Origin of the sequence: Parasphingorhabdus marina DSM 22363, assembly GCF_900128895.1 — a bacterium.
GTDB classification, from domain to species: domain Bacteria; phylum Pseudomonadota; class Alphaproteobacteria; order Sphingomonadales; family Sphingomonadaceae; genus Parasphingorhabdus; species Parasphingorhabdus marina.
Genome location: NZ_FSQW01000001.1, coordinates 1676944 through 1692462, shown reverse-complemented (window position 1 = coordinate 1692462; position 15519 = coordinate 1676944). Strand labels below are relative to the sequence as shown.

Annotated in this window: 17 protein-coding genes and 1 pseudogene; 1 reads left to right on the top strand and 17 read right to left on the bottom strand. The window is 57.2% G+C overall.

Features of this window, described 5'->3' with window-relative positions:
• Positions 1 to 8 precede the first annotated feature (8 nt).
• The 5 genes from BUQ90_RS08400 to rpsM form a co-directional block, all read right to left on the bottom strand.
• Positions 9 to 2162: a prolyl oligopeptidase family serine peptidase gene (locus BUQ90_RS08400; protein WP_074204555.1), complete on the bottom strand. Its 2154-nt coding sequence runs from the start codon at positions 2160 to 2162 to the stop codon at positions 9 to 11.
• Between the two features lie 84 nt (positions 2163 to 2246).
• Positions 2247 to 2669 (bottom strand): 50S ribosomal protein L17, encoded by a 423-nt coding sequence (gene rplQ / locus BUQ90_RS08395; RefSeq protein ID WP_074204554.1) that lies wholly within the window; start codon positions 2667 to 2669, stop codon positions 2247 to 2249.
• A gap of 136 nt (positions 2670 to 2805) precedes the next feature.
• The gene (locus BUQ90_RS08390) at positions 2806 to 3864 is read right to left on the bottom strand and encodes a DNA-directed RNA polymerase subunit alpha (protein WP_074204553.1); all 1059 of its coding nucleotides are present in this window, start codon (positions 3862 to 3864) and stop codon (positions 2806 to 2808) included.
• Positions 3865 to 3972: 108 nt separating this feature from the next.
• Entirely contained in the window at positions 3973 to 4362 is a 390-nt protein-coding gene (rpsK, locus tag BUQ90_RS08385; RefSeq protein ID WP_074204552.1) for a 30S ribosomal protein S11, read from the bottom strand.
• A 60-nt stretch (positions 4363 to 4422) separates the two neighbouring features.
• Positions 4423 to 4791 (bottom strand): 30S ribosomal protein S13, encoded by a 369-nt coding sequence (gene rpsM, locus BUQ90_RS08380; RefSeq protein ID WP_074204551.1) that lies wholly within the window; start codon positions 4789 to 4791, stop codon positions 4423 to 4425.
• A 271-nt stretch (positions 4792 to 5062) separates the two neighbouring features.
• Between rpsM and BUQ90_RS08375 the strand changes: the two genes are divergently transcribed.
• Positions 5063 to 6526 (top strand): H-type lectin domain-containing protein, encoded by a 1464-nt coding sequence (locus tag BUQ90_RS08375; protein ID WP_204244753.1) that lies wholly within the window; start codon positions 5063 to 5065, stop codon positions 6524 to 6526.
• A 33-nt stretch (positions 6527 to 6559) separates the two neighbouring features.
• Here the strand turns inward: BUQ90_RS08375 and BUQ90_RS08370 are convergent.
• The 12 genes and pseudogenes from BUQ90_RS08370 to rpsH form a co-directional block, all read right to left on the bottom strand.
• A pseudogene (locus BUQ90_RS08370) lies at positions 6560 to 7147 on the bottom strand (RimK family alpha-L-glutamate ligase); the annotation flags it as partial.
• 51 nt (positions 7148 to 7198) lie between these two features.
• Positions 7199 to 8221: a hypothetical protein gene (locus tag BUQ90_RS08365; protein WP_159437070.1), complete on the bottom strand. Its 1023-nt coding sequence runs from the start codon at positions 8219 to 8221 to the stop codon at positions 7199 to 7201.
• Positions 8222 to 8317: 96 nt separating this feature from the next.
• A complete protein-coding gene (gene gdhA / locus BUQ90_RS08360) occupies positions 8318 to 9673 on the bottom strand; it encodes an NADP-specific glutamate dehydrogenase (RefSeq protein ID WP_074204548.1) in 1356 nt (451 codons plus the stop codon).
• Positions 9674 to 9807: 134 nt separating this feature from the next.
• Positions 9808 to 10407, bottom strand: a complete 600-nt coding sequence (locus tag BUQ90_RS08355) for an SRPBCC family protein (protein WP_074204547.1) — start codon at positions 10405 to 10407, stop codon at positions 9808 to 9810.
• Between the two features lie 60 nt (positions 10408 to 10467).
• Positions 10468 to 11118, bottom strand: coding sequence for an adenylate kinase (locus BUQ90_RS08350; protein WP_074204546.1), 651 nt, complete (start codon positions 11116 to 11118; stop codon positions 10468 to 10470).
• A gap of 39 nt (positions 11119 to 11157) precedes the next feature.
• Positions 11158 to 12531 carry a preprotein translocase subunit SecY gene (secY, locus tag BUQ90_RS08345; protein WP_074204545.1) on the bottom strand — a complete coding sequence of 458 codons (1374 nt, stop codon included), beginning with the start codon at positions 12529 to 12531 and terminating at the stop codon, positions 11158 to 11160.
• Positions 12532 to 12708: 177 nt separating this feature from the next.
• Complete coding sequence (gene rplO / locus BUQ90_RS08340) at positions 12709 to 13263, bottom strand: 50S ribosomal protein L15 (protein WP_074204544.1); 555 nt, start codon at positions 13261 to 13263, stop codon at positions 12709 to 12711.
• Between the two features lie 45 nt (positions 13264 to 13308).
• Positions 13309 to 13488: a 50S ribosomal protein L30 gene (gene rpmD, locus BUQ90_RS08335; protein WP_074204543.1), complete on the bottom strand. Its 180-nt coding sequence runs from the start codon at positions 13486 to 13488 to the stop codon at positions 13309 to 13311.
• A gap of 6 nt (positions 13489 to 13494) precedes the next feature.
• Positions 13495 to 14226: a 30S ribosomal protein S5 gene (rpsE, locus tag BUQ90_RS08330; RefSeq protein ID WP_074204542.1), complete on the bottom strand. Its 732-nt coding sequence runs from the start codon at positions 14224 to 14226 to the stop codon at positions 13495 to 13497.
• A 1-nt stretch (position 14227) separates the two neighbouring features.
• Complete coding sequence (gene rplR / locus BUQ90_RS08325) at positions 14228 to 14581, bottom strand: 50S ribosomal protein L18 (protein WP_074204541.1); 354 nt, start codon at positions 14579 to 14581, stop codon at positions 14228 to 14230.
• Between the two features lie 3 nt (positions 14582 to 14584).
• Positions 14585 to 15118 (bottom strand): 50S ribosomal protein L6, encoded by a 534-nt coding sequence (gene rplF / locus BUQ90_RS08320; protein WP_074204540.1) that lies wholly within the window; start codon positions 15116 to 15118, stop codon positions 14585 to 14587.
• Positions 15119 to 15120: 2 nt separating this feature from the next.
• Complete coding sequence (gene rpsH / locus BUQ90_RS08315; protein WP_074204539.1) at positions 15121 to 15516, bottom strand: 30S ribosomal protein S8; 396 nt, start codon at positions 15514 to 15516, stop codon at positions 15121 to 15123.
• Positions 15517 to 15519: the final 3 nt, after the last annotated feature.

Below are 15519 nucleotides of genomic sequence, written 5' to 3'. Positions count from 1 at the left end.
CAGCCGGCCTATTTCAGCTCCAGTCCGATCGCATCGGCCATGAAACCGTAGATGTCCGAATATTCGGCGATCACCTTGTCGGTCGGCTTGCCGCTGCCATGCCCGGCCCGGGTCTCGATCCGGATCAGATGCGGCTTTGCGCCAGTATTCGCGGCTTGCAGGCGTGCGATATATTTGAAGCTGTGGCCCGGCACCACCCGGTCGTCCGTATCAGCGGTCGACACCATCAGCGCCGGATAGTCGGTCCCGTCCTGGATATTGTGATAGGGCGAATAGGCGAGAAGTGTCTGGAAATCGTCTTCCTTGTTGGGATAGCCATAATCATCCACCCAGTAGCGCCCGGCGGTGAACCGGTCAAAGCGCAGCATATCCATGACACCGACAGCAGCATGGCCCGCAGTGAACAGGTCGGGGCGCTGGTTCATCACGGCACCGACCAGCAGACCGCCATTGGAGCGCCCTTCGATCGCCAGTCCGTCTTTCGGCGTAATCCCCTCGGCAATCAGATATTCACCGGCCGCGATGAAATCATCAAAGACATTCTGTTTGTTGTCCAGCCGCCCGGCATCATGCCACTCGGCGCCATATTCGCCGCCGCCGCGCAGATTGGCCGAGGCAAATACGCCGCCCGCTTCGATCCAGGCCAGCCAGGCCGGCTTGTATTGCGGCATAACCGAAATATTGAACCCGCCATATCCATAGAGCAGGGTCGGCGCGCCTTCCGCCAGGTCAAGGTCCTTCTTGTGGACGACGAACATCGGAATCCTGGTGCCGTCCTTGCTTTCGTAGAAGCGCTGGGAAACGGCGATCATGTCCGGATCGAACGGCAGTTCGGGCCGCGCCCACACGGTTGGTGCGCCGGCCGCGTCAAACTTGTAGATCGTGCTCGGCTGGTTGAAGCTGTCAAACGCAAAGGTGCCCGTTTCGTCCTTCGCCGATCCGTGCAACTGGCTGACCTGGCCCAGTCCCGGCAGATCGACCACGCCCAGCGGCTTGCCATCCAGCGCAAACAGTTCCAGCCGGCTTTTCGCATCATCGATATAATTGACCGCGATCTTGTCTCCGATCATCACCGCTTCATCGATCGTGGCGCTGTGTTCCGGGACCAGCTCAACCCATTCCCGGTTTTCTGCACCAAGATCAATCTTCACCACTCTCTGGCGCGGGGCGTCCTTGTTGGTGACAAAATAGAGCGTATCGCCCACGCCATCGATCAGCGACCAGCTGTGATCAAAGCCTTCGACCAGCGTTTCCGCGTTGATCTCCGGGGAATCCACCTTGACGAGCGTCATTTCATAGCGGTCATCCGTACCGGAAGAGGAAGTGATGACCACCCATTTCTTGTCGGATGTCAGCTCGGCAAAATGATTGAGTTCCGGACGGTCCTGCGTCTCATAGACCTTGATGTCCTTGGCCTGCACGGTGCCGAGCACGTGGACATGGAGACTGTGATTTGTGTTCAGCGACTGAAACGCCGCGCCTTCTTCCGGTTCCGGGAAGCGTGAATAGATAAAACCGCTCGATCTCGGCATCCAGGCGAGATTGGTGAACTTTGCCCATTCCACCTTGTCCGGCAGCACTTCTCCGGTGTCGACTTTCACGACCTTCAGCGTCCGCCAGTCCGATCCGCCATCCTGCACGGCGTAAACGAGATGGCTGCCATCACCTGACGGGGCCCATTCTGCCAGCGCTGTCGCACCATCGTCGGACCATGTCGACGGATCGAGCAGCACACGCTCCTCCCCGCCGTCCACATCGCGCACATAAAGGATCGCCTGGTTCTGGCCACCGCTCTTGCGCTCGTAAAAATATTTGCCGCCCGCTTCGACAGGCGCATCGAGATCGTCATAGTCAAACAGCCGGGTCATCGAAGCTGCGAGGGCTTTTGTACCGTCCAGCTTGTCCAGATAGCCATCAGTCAGTGCATTTTGTGCCGTAACCCATGCCGCCACATTCTCGTCCTCGCGGACGTCATTTTCCAGCCAGCGATAGGGGTCGGAGACATAGATACCAAATTGTTCGTCCACAACATCGACGGTACGCGTTTCTGGATAGGTCAAAAGGCTGGTGTCCTCATTCTCGGCGGTTTCCGCCAGCGCTGAAGTGGAAGTCACTGTCATGGTGGCCGCCGTGGCCAGGGCAATCAGACCGGAAATACGCATACCTGTTCTCCAACGAAAAAGAGGCCGCGAGCTTATCGCCCGCGACCTCTGATATCAATTGAAACCGTATGATGTCCGACCGGTTTATGCCTCTTCGAAGTCTTCTTCGACATTCTGGTCGGGACCGCTGTCCTGACCTTTGGCATCTTCGTCGCGGTCCACCAGTTCGATGACGGCCATTGCGGCGGCATCGGAGTCGCGGAAACCGGCCTTGATGATCCGGGTATAACCGCCATTGCGGTCGCTGTAGCGTTCGGCGAGAACGTCAAACAGCTTCTTTTCCTGCACATCGTCCATCAGCCGCGCATGGGCAAGGCGACGGTTGGACAGGCCGCCCTTTTTCGCCAGTGTGACCAGCTTCTCGACATAGGGACGCAATTCCTTGGCCTTGGGCAAGGTAGTCATAATCTGCTCATGCTTGATCAGAGCGGCCGACAGGTTTTTCAGCAAAGCCTGACGATGTGCTCCGGTCCGCTGCATCCGGCGGCCCTTCATTTTATGACGCATGGTATTTACTCCTCTTTGCCGACCCTTCCAGGCGGGAAACCGGTTCCCACTTTCCCTGAAGGGATCGGACGTTCAAAAAGGGGCCGTATCAGGTACCCCAGTTCAGGCCGGTTTCAGGGTCGGCCAGTTTCCCTGTTTAACCCAGCAGCTCTTGTTCAAGCTTCTTGGCCATTTCCTCGATATTTTCAGGCGGCCATCCGGGGATATCCATGCCGAGGCGCAGGCCCATGCTCGACAGCACTTCCTTGATTTCGTTCAGGGATTTGCGGCCAAAGTTCGGGGTGCGCAGCATTTCGGCTTCGGTCTTCTGCACCAGATCGCCAATATAAATGATATTGTCGTTCTTGAGACAGTTGGCCGAGCGGACGCTGAGTTCCAGCTCGTCGACCTTCTTGAGAAGGTAACGGTTGAGCTGATTGGCATCGCTTTCCTGCTGGCTCTGAGCTGCGGCCATGCCGATGGGCGAAGACACGCTTTCGAGGGCTTCCTCGAAATGCACAAACAGCTGCAACTGGTCCTGGAGAATGCGCGCGGCATAGGCGATCGCATCTTCCGGGGTTACCGTGCCGTCGGTATCGATGGTCAGGTTCAGCTTGTCAAAGTCGAGCTCCTGTCCGACACGCGCATTGTCGACCTTGTAAGAAACCTGGCGGATCGGCGAATAGAGCGAGTCAACCGGGATCAGACCGATGGGCGCATCTGCCGGCCGGTTCGCAACGGCAGGGACATAGCCCTTGCCGACATTGACGGTCAGTTCCATGTTAAGCGAAGCGCCTTCGTCGAGGTGACAGATCACCAGATCCGGGTTCATCACTTCGATGTCACCGGAAACCGCGATGTCGCCGGCCTTGACTTCCGCAGGGCCGGTCGCGGAAAGCTGCAGCCGCTTGGCGTCTTCGCCTTCCATCTTCAGCGCAATCTGCTTCACGTTCAGGACGATGTCGGTCACATCTTCACGCACACCCGGCAGCGAAGAGAATTCGTGCAGGGCATTTTCGATCTTGATCGACGTGACGGCGGCACCCTGAAGGGAGGACAGCAGAACACGGCGCAGTGCGTTGCCGATGGTCAGACCGAAACCGCGTTCCAGAGGTTCGGCAATGAAGGTTGCCTTGCGCTTGGGATCACCACCGGATTTAATGTCGAGAACATTGGGCTTTTTCAGTTCTTGCCAGTTCTTCATATTGACAGTCATGGACTTCCCCTAGTGAGTTCTAAAGAGCGGGCTGGACGTCATTTCCGCTCTGAAATTGTAAAAACCGGAGGCAACCAGCCGGAAAACCTCCGCAAACTTGAAAGGCAATCAGACCCGGCGACGTTTCGACGGGCGGACACCATTGTGCGGGATCGGCGTTACATCGCGGATCGAGGTGATGGTGAAACCAACGGCCTGAAGCGCACGAAGGGCCGATTCACGACCGGAGCCAGGGCCTTTCACTTCGACTTCGAGGGTCCGGACACCGTGATCAGCCGCCTTCTTGCCGGCATCTTCAGCCGCAACCTGTGCCGCATAGGGTGTCGATTTCCGAGAGCCCTTGAAACCCATCATGCCTGCAGAGGACCAGCTTATCGCATTGCCCTGGGCATCGGTGATGGTGACCATCGTGTTGTTAAATGTGGCGTTGACGTGCGCTACGCCTGCCGAGATATTTTTGCGCTCGCGCTTTTTGATGCGCTGAGGTTCGCGTGCCATGTGATCAATTCCTACCTAAATTCCAGAAAAGACATGTCGCCGTATGAAACGGGGACAGTCCTATTTTTTCTTGCCGGCAATCGCCTTGGGCTTGCCTTTGCGGGTGCGGGCATTGGTATGCGTACGCTGTCCGCGAACCGGCAGGCCTTTGCGATGGCGCAGGCCACGATAGCAGGCGAGATCCATCAGACGCTTGATGTTCATTGCGTTTTCGCGACGCAAATCCCCTTCAACCGTATGATCGGCATCAATCGTTTCGCGAATGTGCAAAACTTCCTGATCGGTCAGGTCCTGCACGCGACGTGCGGGATCGATTTTCAGTTTTTCGACAATTTCAGCCGCTTTTGTGCGTCCGATACCGTGAATATAGGTGAGCGCGATAATTACGCGCTTGTTTGTTGGGATATTTACCCCGGCAATACGTGCCAATATTTTTCTCCTGCTCCACAGAACCGGCGGAATTCCGGCCCTATCTCATCGCCAAGCTGTTAAAAACACACTCAAAACGCACAAAACCAGCGCGCACCACAAAGGTGTTGCCGGTCTTATCGGGTTTCGAATAATGGTCGCTTAGGCTGAGTCGCCGCCGCTGTCAATAGCAGTTTGCCGCGATTTCGGCGCTATCTGCACCAACCAGATTTTACAAGTTTGATCGCCGGGGTCAAATTATCCTTAACCCTGTTTGGATATGTTTCCGCGTATGTGGGGACTGAAACGGGCCAGAATGCGGAATGCGCGCTGGACAGCCATGCTGTTGGCATTGGCTGTGTGGCCGGCATTTCTGTCGCCTGCAATGGCGGGGCGCTTTGAAGCTGGCTCGTTCACCGCCCATGACACTTTTGGCAATCGCAATCCGGTCCGTGTCACCTTTCAGCAGCCGTTTGACACCGTGCCCATTGTCGTCGCCCTCGCCGACACGGCTGGCAACAACTCGGCCTCCATTCGCATCACCAATGTTTCGACAACCGGCTTTGACGAGCTGATCCTCGAACCGGACAACTGGGACGGTCAGCATATTGCCCAGAATGTCCACTATATCGCCGTCGAACCCGGACGGCATGTACTTCCAGACGGGCAGATTGTCGAAGCCGGCCGGATCAGCACGGCAGCAACCCAGTTCGGTTCCGGCGTTGCGGGCACGGCGAGCTGGCAATCGGTGAGCTTCTCGGAACTCTTGCCCGGCACGCCGAGCGTGATCGCCCAGATCCAGTCAGCCAACAGCGAAACGCAGAGCGTCGCCAATGCGCCGTCCCGGCCCCATATCACGGCGATCATGCAGGGTCTGACCAGCGCCGGCTTTCAGGTTGCTCTGGATCGCAGCCAGGCCAATAGCGGCCCGATACCCTCGTCGGAAACCATTGGGTGGATCGCCTTTCCAGGCAATCTCTCCGGGACGTTTCCCGATATTGCCAGCAACCCGGTCACCTGGAGTAGCGTGAATACCGGCGCGACCATTCGCGGCTGGGACAATGGCTGCTTCACCAGTGGCATTGGCCAGACCAGCAGCAGCCGTATCGTGGTGGCAAAGAAAATCAGCCGCAACAATGCTGACGGCGGGTGGTTTCGCCGATGCAGCCTGAACAGCAGCACAATCGGCCTGCGCGTGGACGAAGACCGCGATCAGGACAATGAACGCAGTGTCGCTTCAGCCGATGCCGAGCGAGCCTCGATCATCGCCTTTTCCCGCTCCTTCCACGCGCTGCTCGAACCCGACATTTCGGCCTCCAAGGTCCATGTCACTTTCGAAGATCCCTTTGGCGGTGAATTTGCCCTGCCCGACGCCGTCGTCGAGTATCTGATCACCGTCGAGAATGATGGCAATGCGCCGCCCAATCACGACAGCCTTATCCTGACCGAAGCCCTGCCCTCCAGCCTCTCGCTGGTCGTCAGCGATTTTGCCGGCCCGGGCAGCGGACCGATCCAGTTTCAGGACGGCAGCCCCAGTTCCGGACTGTCCTTCAGCTTTGCCGGATTCGGCAATTTTGCCGATTCTGTGGATTTCTCAACCGACGGCGTGAATTTCACCTACACGCCCAGCGATTCCGGAGACGGCACCGATCCCGCGGTCACCCATATCCGGATCCAGCCGGCGGGCTTCATGGCCCCCAACACCGGCACAGGCGCAACCAGCTTCGCAATCCGGCTGAAAGGGAAGATTAACTGAAATCGCGGCGCGGAACTCAATCCATCCGAAAACTCACCCCCTGCCCCGCGTTTTGGTCTTTCCGGCTTTCGCATGTTTCTCGACAAATTCGATAATCTGCCCGGCAACATCCTTGCCGGTGGCGATTTCAATTCCTTCCAGCCCGGGAGAAATGTTCACTTCCATGATCACGGGACCGTGATTGGAGCGGAGCATGTCGACGCCGCAGACATTCAGACCCATTTGTTTGGCGGCCCGAACCGCGGTTGACGGTTCTTCGAGCGTGATCTTGATGATCTGCGCACTGCCGCCACGGTGCAGATTGGAACGAAAATCATCGGGCGCACCCGTCCGTTTCATGGCCGCGACCACCTTTCCGCCCACAATAAGTGCCCGGATGTCGGTTCCGCCGGCTTCCTTGATGAATTCCTGCACCAGGATATTCACGTTCGCCCCGCGAAAGGCCTCTATCACCGACTTGGCACTGGACATGGTTTCGGCGAGCACGACCCCGATGCCCTGCGTCCCTTCGAGCAACTTGATCACTACCGGCGGACCGTTAACCGCCTTGATGATCTCCTCAGCCTGTTTGGGGTCATTAGCATAGGCCGTCAGCGGCGGATGCTGCTCCAGTAGAAAAGAATCGGCAAGGCGATTTTGGTCTAACGCATCGCTGGAATGGTGTTTTGGTTCTTAGCCACCGCAGGAAAAAACACTCAAATAATAGTCGGTCGTGTTGGAAGTGGTATGGACGGAATACTTTTCGCCAGTTGCTTCTCCGGCCGCTGCAACAAGATTCTCGCCAATTGATGCTTCCGCTGCCTCTCGTCGAACCTGCCGCCCTGATGCAGGGTAGGAATCGGCTCCTTGCCGCTGTGTCAATAATGTCCGCAATCTAACTCGGCCGATAGCGAGGTTTCCTCCCAACAATGTCCTGGATTTGAGAAAATCGGCTATCTGTCTCGCTTCCTGCAGATTTTTCTGCTGAACGACCGGATCGGAATTCTCGCACCAAAAAACGTCGATGGCATAACCTCTTCTTGCACCCGCCTTTACGGTTAATGAGACTGGCAGTGCCTCGGGATCAGACTGTGCGGCCATCACTCCCCTGCTGTCTTTGTTTAGCAAATTGTCGACAATGCCTCGATCTTGCTGTTCGGATTTTTCAATTCGTGCTGCCTCCTGTTCAGTTGTTGGAGGGGGTTGCGAGTCGGAAGAGTTTCCCCCGCTGGTGGGAGACCGCTCGCTTTCAACTTCCTTGTCAGCATCGATATCTTCGAGACATTTCGCCGGTTTGGTACCTGACAGCCGTGGGTTTCTCAAAAGGTCTTCCAGATGTTCTTTCCTGTTCAATTGCAGCTCGTGGGTGGCCGCGATCTGCCCGCCCACAACGCCAAAATCGAGGAGCCCCATATCGAACTCATCGTAGTTTGGGATTTTTTCGCCGATCAGTTCGCAGATTATGAACAACTGATTTTCTGCAGCTTCAGGATCTGAAATCCTTATCTCCGCCGCTCGGAAGTAGTTTTCATATAACGCAAGCAGCTTTTGATCGACATTGGCAGCCGAGCTGTTCAGCCCGGCACTATTGGTCGACACAAACGTCGCCCATGTAATGACCAGAGTTGCAGCCATCAATGCCAGCGTGGCGACCAAATTGAACAAGTTGAAGGAGCTTTTCGAACTTGCTCCAGTGTCGTCATCGTCCTTGGCCATCGGCATCATTCCCCATTTTTCCAAAAACCGGGCTGCTGTTGACCTTAGCTAAATGCAATATCAGCCCGTCTGAGATTTGAAAAACTCTTGCCTCGCTCAAACCACTCCGTAGGCCAGCATCGCGTCTGCGACTTTCTTGAAGCCCGCGATATTGGCGCCCTTTACATAGTCGACATAGCCGTCACCCTGGTCGCCATATTCCACGCATTTGTCGTGGATGCCTTCCATCAGCTCGGTCAGCATTTCGCCCAGACGCTCGTGGTTCCAGCTGATCCGCTCGGCATTCTGGCTCATCTCCAGGCCGGAAACCGCGACGCCGCCGGCATTGGCAGCCTTGCCGGGACCATACATGATTTTTGCATCATGGAAGACATGGACGCCTTCGAGAGTGGTCGGCATGTTCGCGCCTTCGGATACGGCCATCACGCCATTATCAACCAGCTCCCTGGCTTCTTCCTCATTGAGCTCGTTCTGTGTCGCGCACGGCAGTGCCAGATCACAAGGCACATTCCAGGGCCGCTTGCCCGCGTGGAAAGTCGCGGCAGTATAATGATCGGCATATTCGCTGATCCGGCCACGCTTGTTGTTCTTCAGATCCTTGATCCAGTCGATTTTTTCCTGATCGATGCCGTCCGGGTCGTGGATGAAGCCGCCACTGTCTGACAGTGTCAGCACCTTGCCGCCCTGTTTGGTAATCTGTTCGGCCGCATGGGTGGCGACATTACCGGATCCGGAGATCACGGCCGTCTTGCCATCAATGCTGTCCTTCTTGTGCTTCAGCATGTTTTCCATGAAATAGACCGCGCCATAGCCGGTCGCTTCGGGGCGCATCTGCGAGCCGCCATATTCCATGCCCTTGCCGGTCAGCACGCCTTCCCAGCGATTGGTAATGCGCTTGTACTGGCCAAACATGTATCCGATTTCCCGCGCGCCCACGCCGATGTCGCCAGCAGGGACGTCGGTGTCCGGTCCGACATGCCGATACAGTTCGGTCATGAACGACTGGCAGAAGCGCATGACTTCCGCATCCGACTTGCCCCGCGGATTGAAATTGGCACCGCCCTTGCCGCCGCCCATGGGCAGCCCGGTGAGCGAATTCTTGAAGGTCTGTTCGAACGCGAGGAATTTCAGGACACTTTCGGTCACGCTGGGATGAAAGCGAATGCCGCCCTTATAGGGACCGATGGCATTGTTGTTCTGCACCCGCCATCCGCGTTGTACGCGGATATTGTGATTGTCATCTTCCCAGCAGACGCGGAAGGAGACAACCCGGTCTGGCTCGGCAATCCGCCGCAGGATCTGCGCGCTGTGATATTCTTCCTTGTCTTCCATGAAATCGAATATATCGGTGGCGACTTCCTGCACCGCCTGGACAAATTCGGGTTGCCCGGGATTGCGCTTTTTCACGCCTTCCATGAATGTTGGAAAATCTACATGATCGGAAACAGCCATTGTCTCACTCCCCTTGGTTAGTGACTAATTCTGCGCCCGATTGTTAATCGCGATTTCCCTCGAATCACGATCATTTGATTTTGCATCATAAGGCCATTTTACTCGAATGGTAAAGCCTTGAAATTCCAGCCGGTTCAGCTCTCTTCTTCGACGGGTTCCGCATCCTCTGACGCTTCACCTTCCGGCTCCGGATCTGGTGCGAACAGCGCTGCGAGACGGGTCAGCTGCTCGCCAATCACGCCGTCCACAGCCGGACCAATCTGGTCGACCGGAAACTCCATATATCCGCCGACTTTATAGGTGAAACGGACCGCGGTCTGGTCACCTTCGGGCTTCATTTGCACGGTCAGCGTGCCGGTCACCGCCTCGCCCTGCAGCGGACCCAGCGCACCGGACATCCGCAGCATCCGATTCTTGTGTGCGAAAATAACGCGCATATGCTGCACGCTGCCATCAGAGGTCTTGATATTGTCTTCGTCCGTGGTGCTGATCAGTTCACAGAAACAGCCACCGGCCTGCGGCACGAGGTAGAAATTTTCCGCATTGCCGGTCCAGCTATGGTCGCCGTTCCAGTATTTGGACGGGGCAATCAGGGCCTTCCAGACATCTTCCGGCGATCCCGCGATCTGGGTCTGGTGACGAACGGTAAATCCGTTCTCGGCGCTATTGGTGACTTCTGCGGTGGCAGGTGATGCAACAAGTGCCAAGCCGATCAGCAGTGCGGATTTGTTCAAGACTGTTCCCCCTCGTTTGACTTGGGGGATTCCTAACGGACTGCGCGGGGCAGCGTCAATCTAATCCAGCGACAGGACCGCTTCAATCGCGTCGCTCACCGCTTGCATGCTGCCCATGCCGTCGACCTTGCTGACCAGATCACGTGCTTCGTAGATCGGCAGGATCGGCGCCGTCTTGGCGCGATATTCCTGCATCCGCGTGCGCACGGTTTCTTCGGTATCATCCGGGCGGCGCTTGAACTCGCTGGAGCCGCAGACGTCGCAGACGCCTTCCTTGGCTGGCAACTTGAAGGTATCGTGATAGCCCTCACCGCAATTGCCGCAGGTGAAGCGTCCGGTAATCCGGGTGACCAGCGCGTCTTCGTCGACCTCGAGTTCAATCACGCGGAACAGCTTGCGGCCCCGGGCCGAAAGGATCTCGTCGAGCGATTCTGCTTGGGCGGCGGTACGTGGATAGCCGTCGAAAATGACACCCTGATCCGGACCTAGCTCGTCCAGCTTGTCGCCGATAATGCCGGATACCACTTCGTCGGGAACCAGTTCCCCGGCGTCCATAAGTGCTTTGGCCTTGAGCCCGACCTCGGTGCCGGCCTTGACCGCTGCACGCAGCATGTCACCGGTCGACAGCTGGATCATCCCGTGTTCGTCTTCCAGACGGCTGGCCTGTGTGCCTTTGCCCGCGCCTGGTGGTCCCAACAAGATGATGTCCATGGCTGTGCCCCTTTTATGCAATTTTGTCTGATTCGGGTCCTAGCGCCGCCGCCGGCCACCCTTGAGCTTCGCTTTTTTCAGCAAGTCCCCATATTGCAGGGCCAGCAAGTGGCTCTGGATCTGGGTCACGGTATCTACCGTCACGTTCACCACAATCAGCAGGCTGGTGCCTCCGAGGAAGAACAGCGGCAGGTTGGTCTGCGCCATGACATATTCCGGCAGAACACAGACAAAGGCGAGATAGGCTGCCCCGACCACGGTGATCCGGGTCAGCACATAATCGAGATAATCCGCGGTATTCTTGCCGGGACGGATACCGGGAATGAAGCCGCCATTCTTCTTCAGGTTTTCAGCGGTTTCTTCCGGGTTAAAAACCACCGCCGTGTAGAAGAAACAGAAGAAGATGATGCCGGCAGCGTAGAGCCCCATATAGAGCGGTTGCCCGTGCGCCAGATACTGGTTGAGCGCAATGATGAAGTCGCCCCATGCCGATTCACCGGCCGTCGTGTTTCCGGCAAACTGACTGACGGTCAGCGGCATCAGCAGCAGCGAGGACGCGAAGATCGGCGGGATCACACCGGCGGTGTTGACCTTCAGCGGCAGATGGCTGCGGTCCGCCTGCATCACGCCATTTTGTGTCGCGCGTTTGGGATATTGTATGAGCACCCGTCTTTGCGCGCGCTCCATGAAGCTGATGAACAGGATCAGGCCGATAACCATGGCGAGCAGGCCAACGATCAGCAGCGGGCCGTAGGAACCGGTTCGGCTGCCTTCGAGCAGGTTGCCCACGAAACGCGGCATCTGGGCGACAATGCCGGCCATGATGATCAGCGAAATACCGTTACCGATCCCGCGGCTGGTAATCTGTTCACCCAGCCACATCAGGAACAGCGTACCGCCAACAAGGCTGATCACCGCGCCAACACGGAACATCGGACCAGGATTGACCACCGCCTGCAGTCCCGATTGAGAGGCGAAGCTCTCCAGGCCAACGGCGATAAAATAGCCCTGAATGGCGGTCAGACCGACCGTACCATAGCGGGTATACTGGTTGAGTTTCTTGCGTCCGGCCTCGCCTTCTTTCTTGATCGCAGCGAGTTGCGGCGACAGGGCTGCGGCGAGCTGCACCACAATCGACGCCGTGATATAGGGCATCACTCCCAGCGCAATGAGGCTCATCCGTTCCAGCGAACCGCCGGAAAAGGTGTTGAAGATATCGAGAACGCCGCCACGGGTCTGGTCATACAAATCTGCCAGAACGACCGGGTCGACACCGGGAAGCGGGACAAAGCTGAGCAGCCGGAAAATTACCAGAGCTCCGAGCGTGAACCAGATTCGCTTGCGCAGTTCGGTGGCTTCTCCGAACTTGGCCAGGCTCAAATTTGCTGCAACCTGATCGGCTTTTGATGCCATGCTAGTTATTCCTTGCCCCGCTGTTCATGGGAAACAGGTCCCAATTCAATGCATCGAACCCATATCGGATGTTGCGGTCTCAAAAACAAGGCTCTTGGACTTCAACCCGTCGCGACACAGGCGAAAAAGAGCGGCTCCGGAAGACGGGAATGTCTGCCGGAGCCGCTATTAACTTGATCAGGCTTTCTTTTTGGCCCGATTTGCGGCCTTTTTCTCTTTGGCCGGCTTCGAAGGGGTCTTCTTCTTTTCGCCCTTCGCGCGATATTCGACATCCGCTTTCAGGATCTCGACCTTGCCGCCAGCTTTCTCAACCGCTTCAACAGCAGCCTTGGAAGCACCGGCAACCGCAATCGTGATCTTGGCCTTGAGTTCGCCTTTGGCGAGCAAACGGACGCCATCCTTGCCACCGCGGGCCAGGCCGGCAGCCTGCAAAGCCGCGTGATCCAGCGTGCCCTTGTTGGCCAGCTTCTTCTCGTCAATAAATTTCTGGATCATGCCCAGGTTCACCACCGCATGGTCCTTGCCAAACGGGTTGTTGAACCCGCGTTTCGGCAGACGCATGTGGAGCGGCATCTGGCCGCCTTCAAAGCCGTTAATCGAGACACCGGAGCGGGACTTCTGGCCTTTCATGCCACGTCCGCCGGTCTTGCCTTTGCCGGAGCCTATGCCGCGGCCGATACGGGTGCGCAGCTTGCGCGCGCCGTCATTGTCTTTGATTTCGTTCAGTTTCATGTTTTGCACTCGCTTTCGCTTTAATTCGCACGGTTGTGGGGGATATTACCCTTCAACAACCTCTACCAGGTGATGCACCTTGCGGATCATGCCGCGAACTTCCGGCGTGTCTTCCAGTTCGGAAACCCGGTGCATCTTGTTCAGGCCCAGTCCGATCAGCGTCTTGCGCTGGCCTTCCGGGCGACGGATCGGTGAACCGATCTGCTTGACTTTGATTTTCGCCATGATGAATTACTCCGTTACGGCAGCAGCGTCAGCCTGGGCTTCCGCTTCCGAAGCACCCCCGCGGCCCAGCAGGTCGGCAACTTTCTTGCCGCGACGCTGAGAAACCGCTTTCGGGCTGCTCTGGTCACCAAGCGCCGCAAAGGTCGCCCGGATCATGTTATAGGGGTTGGACGTGCCGTTGGACTTGGTCACCACGTCGGATACGCCAAGACTTTCGAACACGGCACGCATCGGACCACCGGCAATGATACCGGTACCCGGAGGTGCCGAACGCACGGTAACCTTGCCCGCACCGAAATGGCCTTTGCCATCATGATGCAGCGTCCGGCCTTCACGCAGAGGCACACGTACCATTTTCTTCTTCGCCGCCGCAGTTGCCTTGGTAATGGCTTCCGGAACCTCGCGGGCCTTGCCCTTGCCGAAGCCCGCACGGCCCTTGCCGTCGCCAACCACAACCAGAGCTGCAAAACCGAAGCGCTTGCCGCCCTTTACGGTCTTGGAGACACGGTTGATGTGCACCAGCTTTTCAATCAGCTCTTCGCCCTGGTCCTGATCGCGCCCGCGACCACGGCCACGACCGCGTCCACCGTCACGACCACCACGTCCGCCACGGTTTCCACCGCGACCCTGGCGCTCGTTCGGGCGATCCTGCTTTGCAGCAGCATCCGTTGCCGGTGCGGCTTCTGCCGGTGCAGCGGTTGCTTCCGCGCCTTCTGCTGGTTTGTTTTCGTCAGCCATCTTAAAACTCCAATCCGCCTTCACGTGCTGCGTCGGCCAGAGCCTTCACACGTCCGTGAAACAGGAAACCGCCACGGTCAAAAATTACTTCCTTTACGCCAGCTTTCTTGGCTGCTTCCGCAACCCGCTTGCCGACATCAGCCGCCGCGGCGCTGTCTGCACCGGTCTTGACCTTGGAGGACTTGTCGAGTGTCGACGCTGCGGCCACGGTTGTTCCGGCTGCATCGTCAATAATCTGCGCATACATGTGCCGACTTGTACGATGAACGGACAAACGAGGCTTTGTGAGCCCGCGCTTCCGCAATTTGCTGCGAACGCGTTGCTGGCGCCGTTTGAATTGAGAAATATTCGCCATGGCTTATTTCTTCTTCCCTTCTTTGCGGAAAATATATTCTCCGCGATATTTGATGCCTTTGCCCTTGTAAGGCTCGGGTTTGCGCCAGCGCCGGATTTCCGCGGCAACCTGGCCAACCTGCTGCTTGTCGATCCCGCTGATTTCGACCGTGGTCTGATCAGGGGTCTTGATGGTGATGCCTTCCGGAATGTCAAAATCGACATCATGGCTGAAACCGAGTTGCAGGTTCAGGACCTTGCCCTTTACCGCGGCACGATAACCAACACCGCTGATTTCGAGAGTCTTGGAAAAGCCTTCGGTAACACCCTCAACCAGGTTCTGGACCAGGGTCCGCTGCATGCCCCAGAAGGCGCGTGCGCGTTTCGACTTGTTCGCCGGCGTGACCATCAGGCCGCCGTCGCCCAGTTCATAGGACAGGTCGTCCACCATCGGAGTGGAGAGTTCGCCCTTGGGTCCTTTGACCTTGACCAGCCCGTCTTCCATGCTGGCGATAACGCCGTCAGGAATGGCTACTGCTTTTTTTCCGATACGGGACATGATTAGAATACCTCGGCCAGTACTTCGCCGCCGACATTCTGCTGCCGCGCTTCCGCGTCGGACAGAACGCCTTTTGGCGTGGATACGATTGTGATGCCAAGGCCATTGCGTACGGTCGGCAGATCGGAAGATCCGCTGTAGATACGACGACCAGGCTTTGAAACACGGGCCACGTGGCGGATCGCCGGCTCGCCTTCAAAATATTTCAGTTCAATGCGCAGACCAGGGTGCTTGTTCACCTCTTCTTCGCTGTAGCCGCGAATATAGCCTTCGCGCTGGAGAACTTCGAGAACAGCACCACGCAGCTTGGACGCGGGAGAAACCACGCTGTCCTTGCGAGCCTGCTGTCCGTTGCGGATGCGGGTGAGCATGTCACCCAAGGGATCGGTAAAAGCCATGTT

Excerpts from the sequence above, each read along its gene's own strand:
- BUQ90_RS08400 (WP_074204555.1), bottom strand. The coding sequence starts at position 2,162 with ATGCGTATTTCCGGTCTGATTGCCCTGGCCACGGCGGCCACCATGACA.
- rplQ (WP_074204554.1), bottom strand. The coding sequence starts at position 2,669 with ATGCGTCATAAAATGAAGGGCCGCCGGATGCAGCGGACCGGAGCACAT.
- BUQ90_RS08390 (WP_074204553.1), bottom strand. The coding sequence starts at position 3,864 with ATGACTGTCAATATGAAGAACTGGCAAGAACTGAAAAAGCCCAATGTT.
- rpsK (WP_074204552.1), bottom strand. The coding sequence starts at position 4,362 with ATGGCACGCGAACCTCAGCGCATCAAAAAGCGCGAGCGCAAAAATATC.
- BUQ90_RS08375 (WP_204244753.1), top strand. The coding sequence starts at position 5,063 with ATGTGGGGACTGAAACGGGCCAGAATGCGGAATGCGCGCTGGACAGCC.
- BUQ90_RS08365 (WP_159437070.1), bottom strand. The coding sequence starts at position 8,221 with ATGGCCAAGGACGATGACGACACTGGAGCAAGTTCGAAAAGCTCCTTC.
- gdhA (WP_074204548.1), bottom strand. The coding sequence starts at position 9,673 with ATGGCTGTTTCCGATCATGTAGATTTTCCAACATTCATGGAAGGCGTG.
- BUQ90_RS08350 (WP_074204546.1), bottom strand. The coding sequence starts at position 11,118 with ATGGACATCATCTTGTTGGGACCACCAGGCGCGGGCAAAGGCACACAG.
- secY (WP_074204545.1), bottom strand. The coding sequence starts at position 12,531 with ATGGCATCAAAAGCCGATCAGGTTGCAGCAAATTTGAGCCTGGCCAAG.
- rplO (WP_074204544.1), bottom strand. The coding sequence starts at position 13,263 with ATGAAACTGAACGAAATCAAAGACAATGACGGCGCGCGCAAGCTGCGC.
- rpmD (WP_074204543.1), bottom strand. The coding sequence starts at position 13,488 with ATGGCGAAAATCAAAGTCAAGCAGATCGGTTCACCGATCCGTCGCCCG.
- rpsE (WP_074204542.1), bottom strand. The coding sequence starts at position 14,226 with ATGGCTGACGAAAACAAACCAGCAGAAGGCGCGGAAGCAACCGCTGCA.
- rplR (WP_074204541.1), bottom strand. The coding sequence starts at position 14,581 with ATGGCGAATATTTCTCAATTCAAACGGCGCCAGCAACGCGTTCGCAGC.
- rplF (WP_074204540.1), bottom strand. The coding sequence starts at position 15,118 with ATGTCCCGTATCGGAAAAAAAGCAGTAGCCATTCCTGACGGCGTTATC.
- rpsH (WP_074204539.1), bottom strand. The coding sequence starts at position 15,516 with ATGGCTTTTACCGATCCCTTGGGTGACATGCTCACCCGCATCCGCAAC.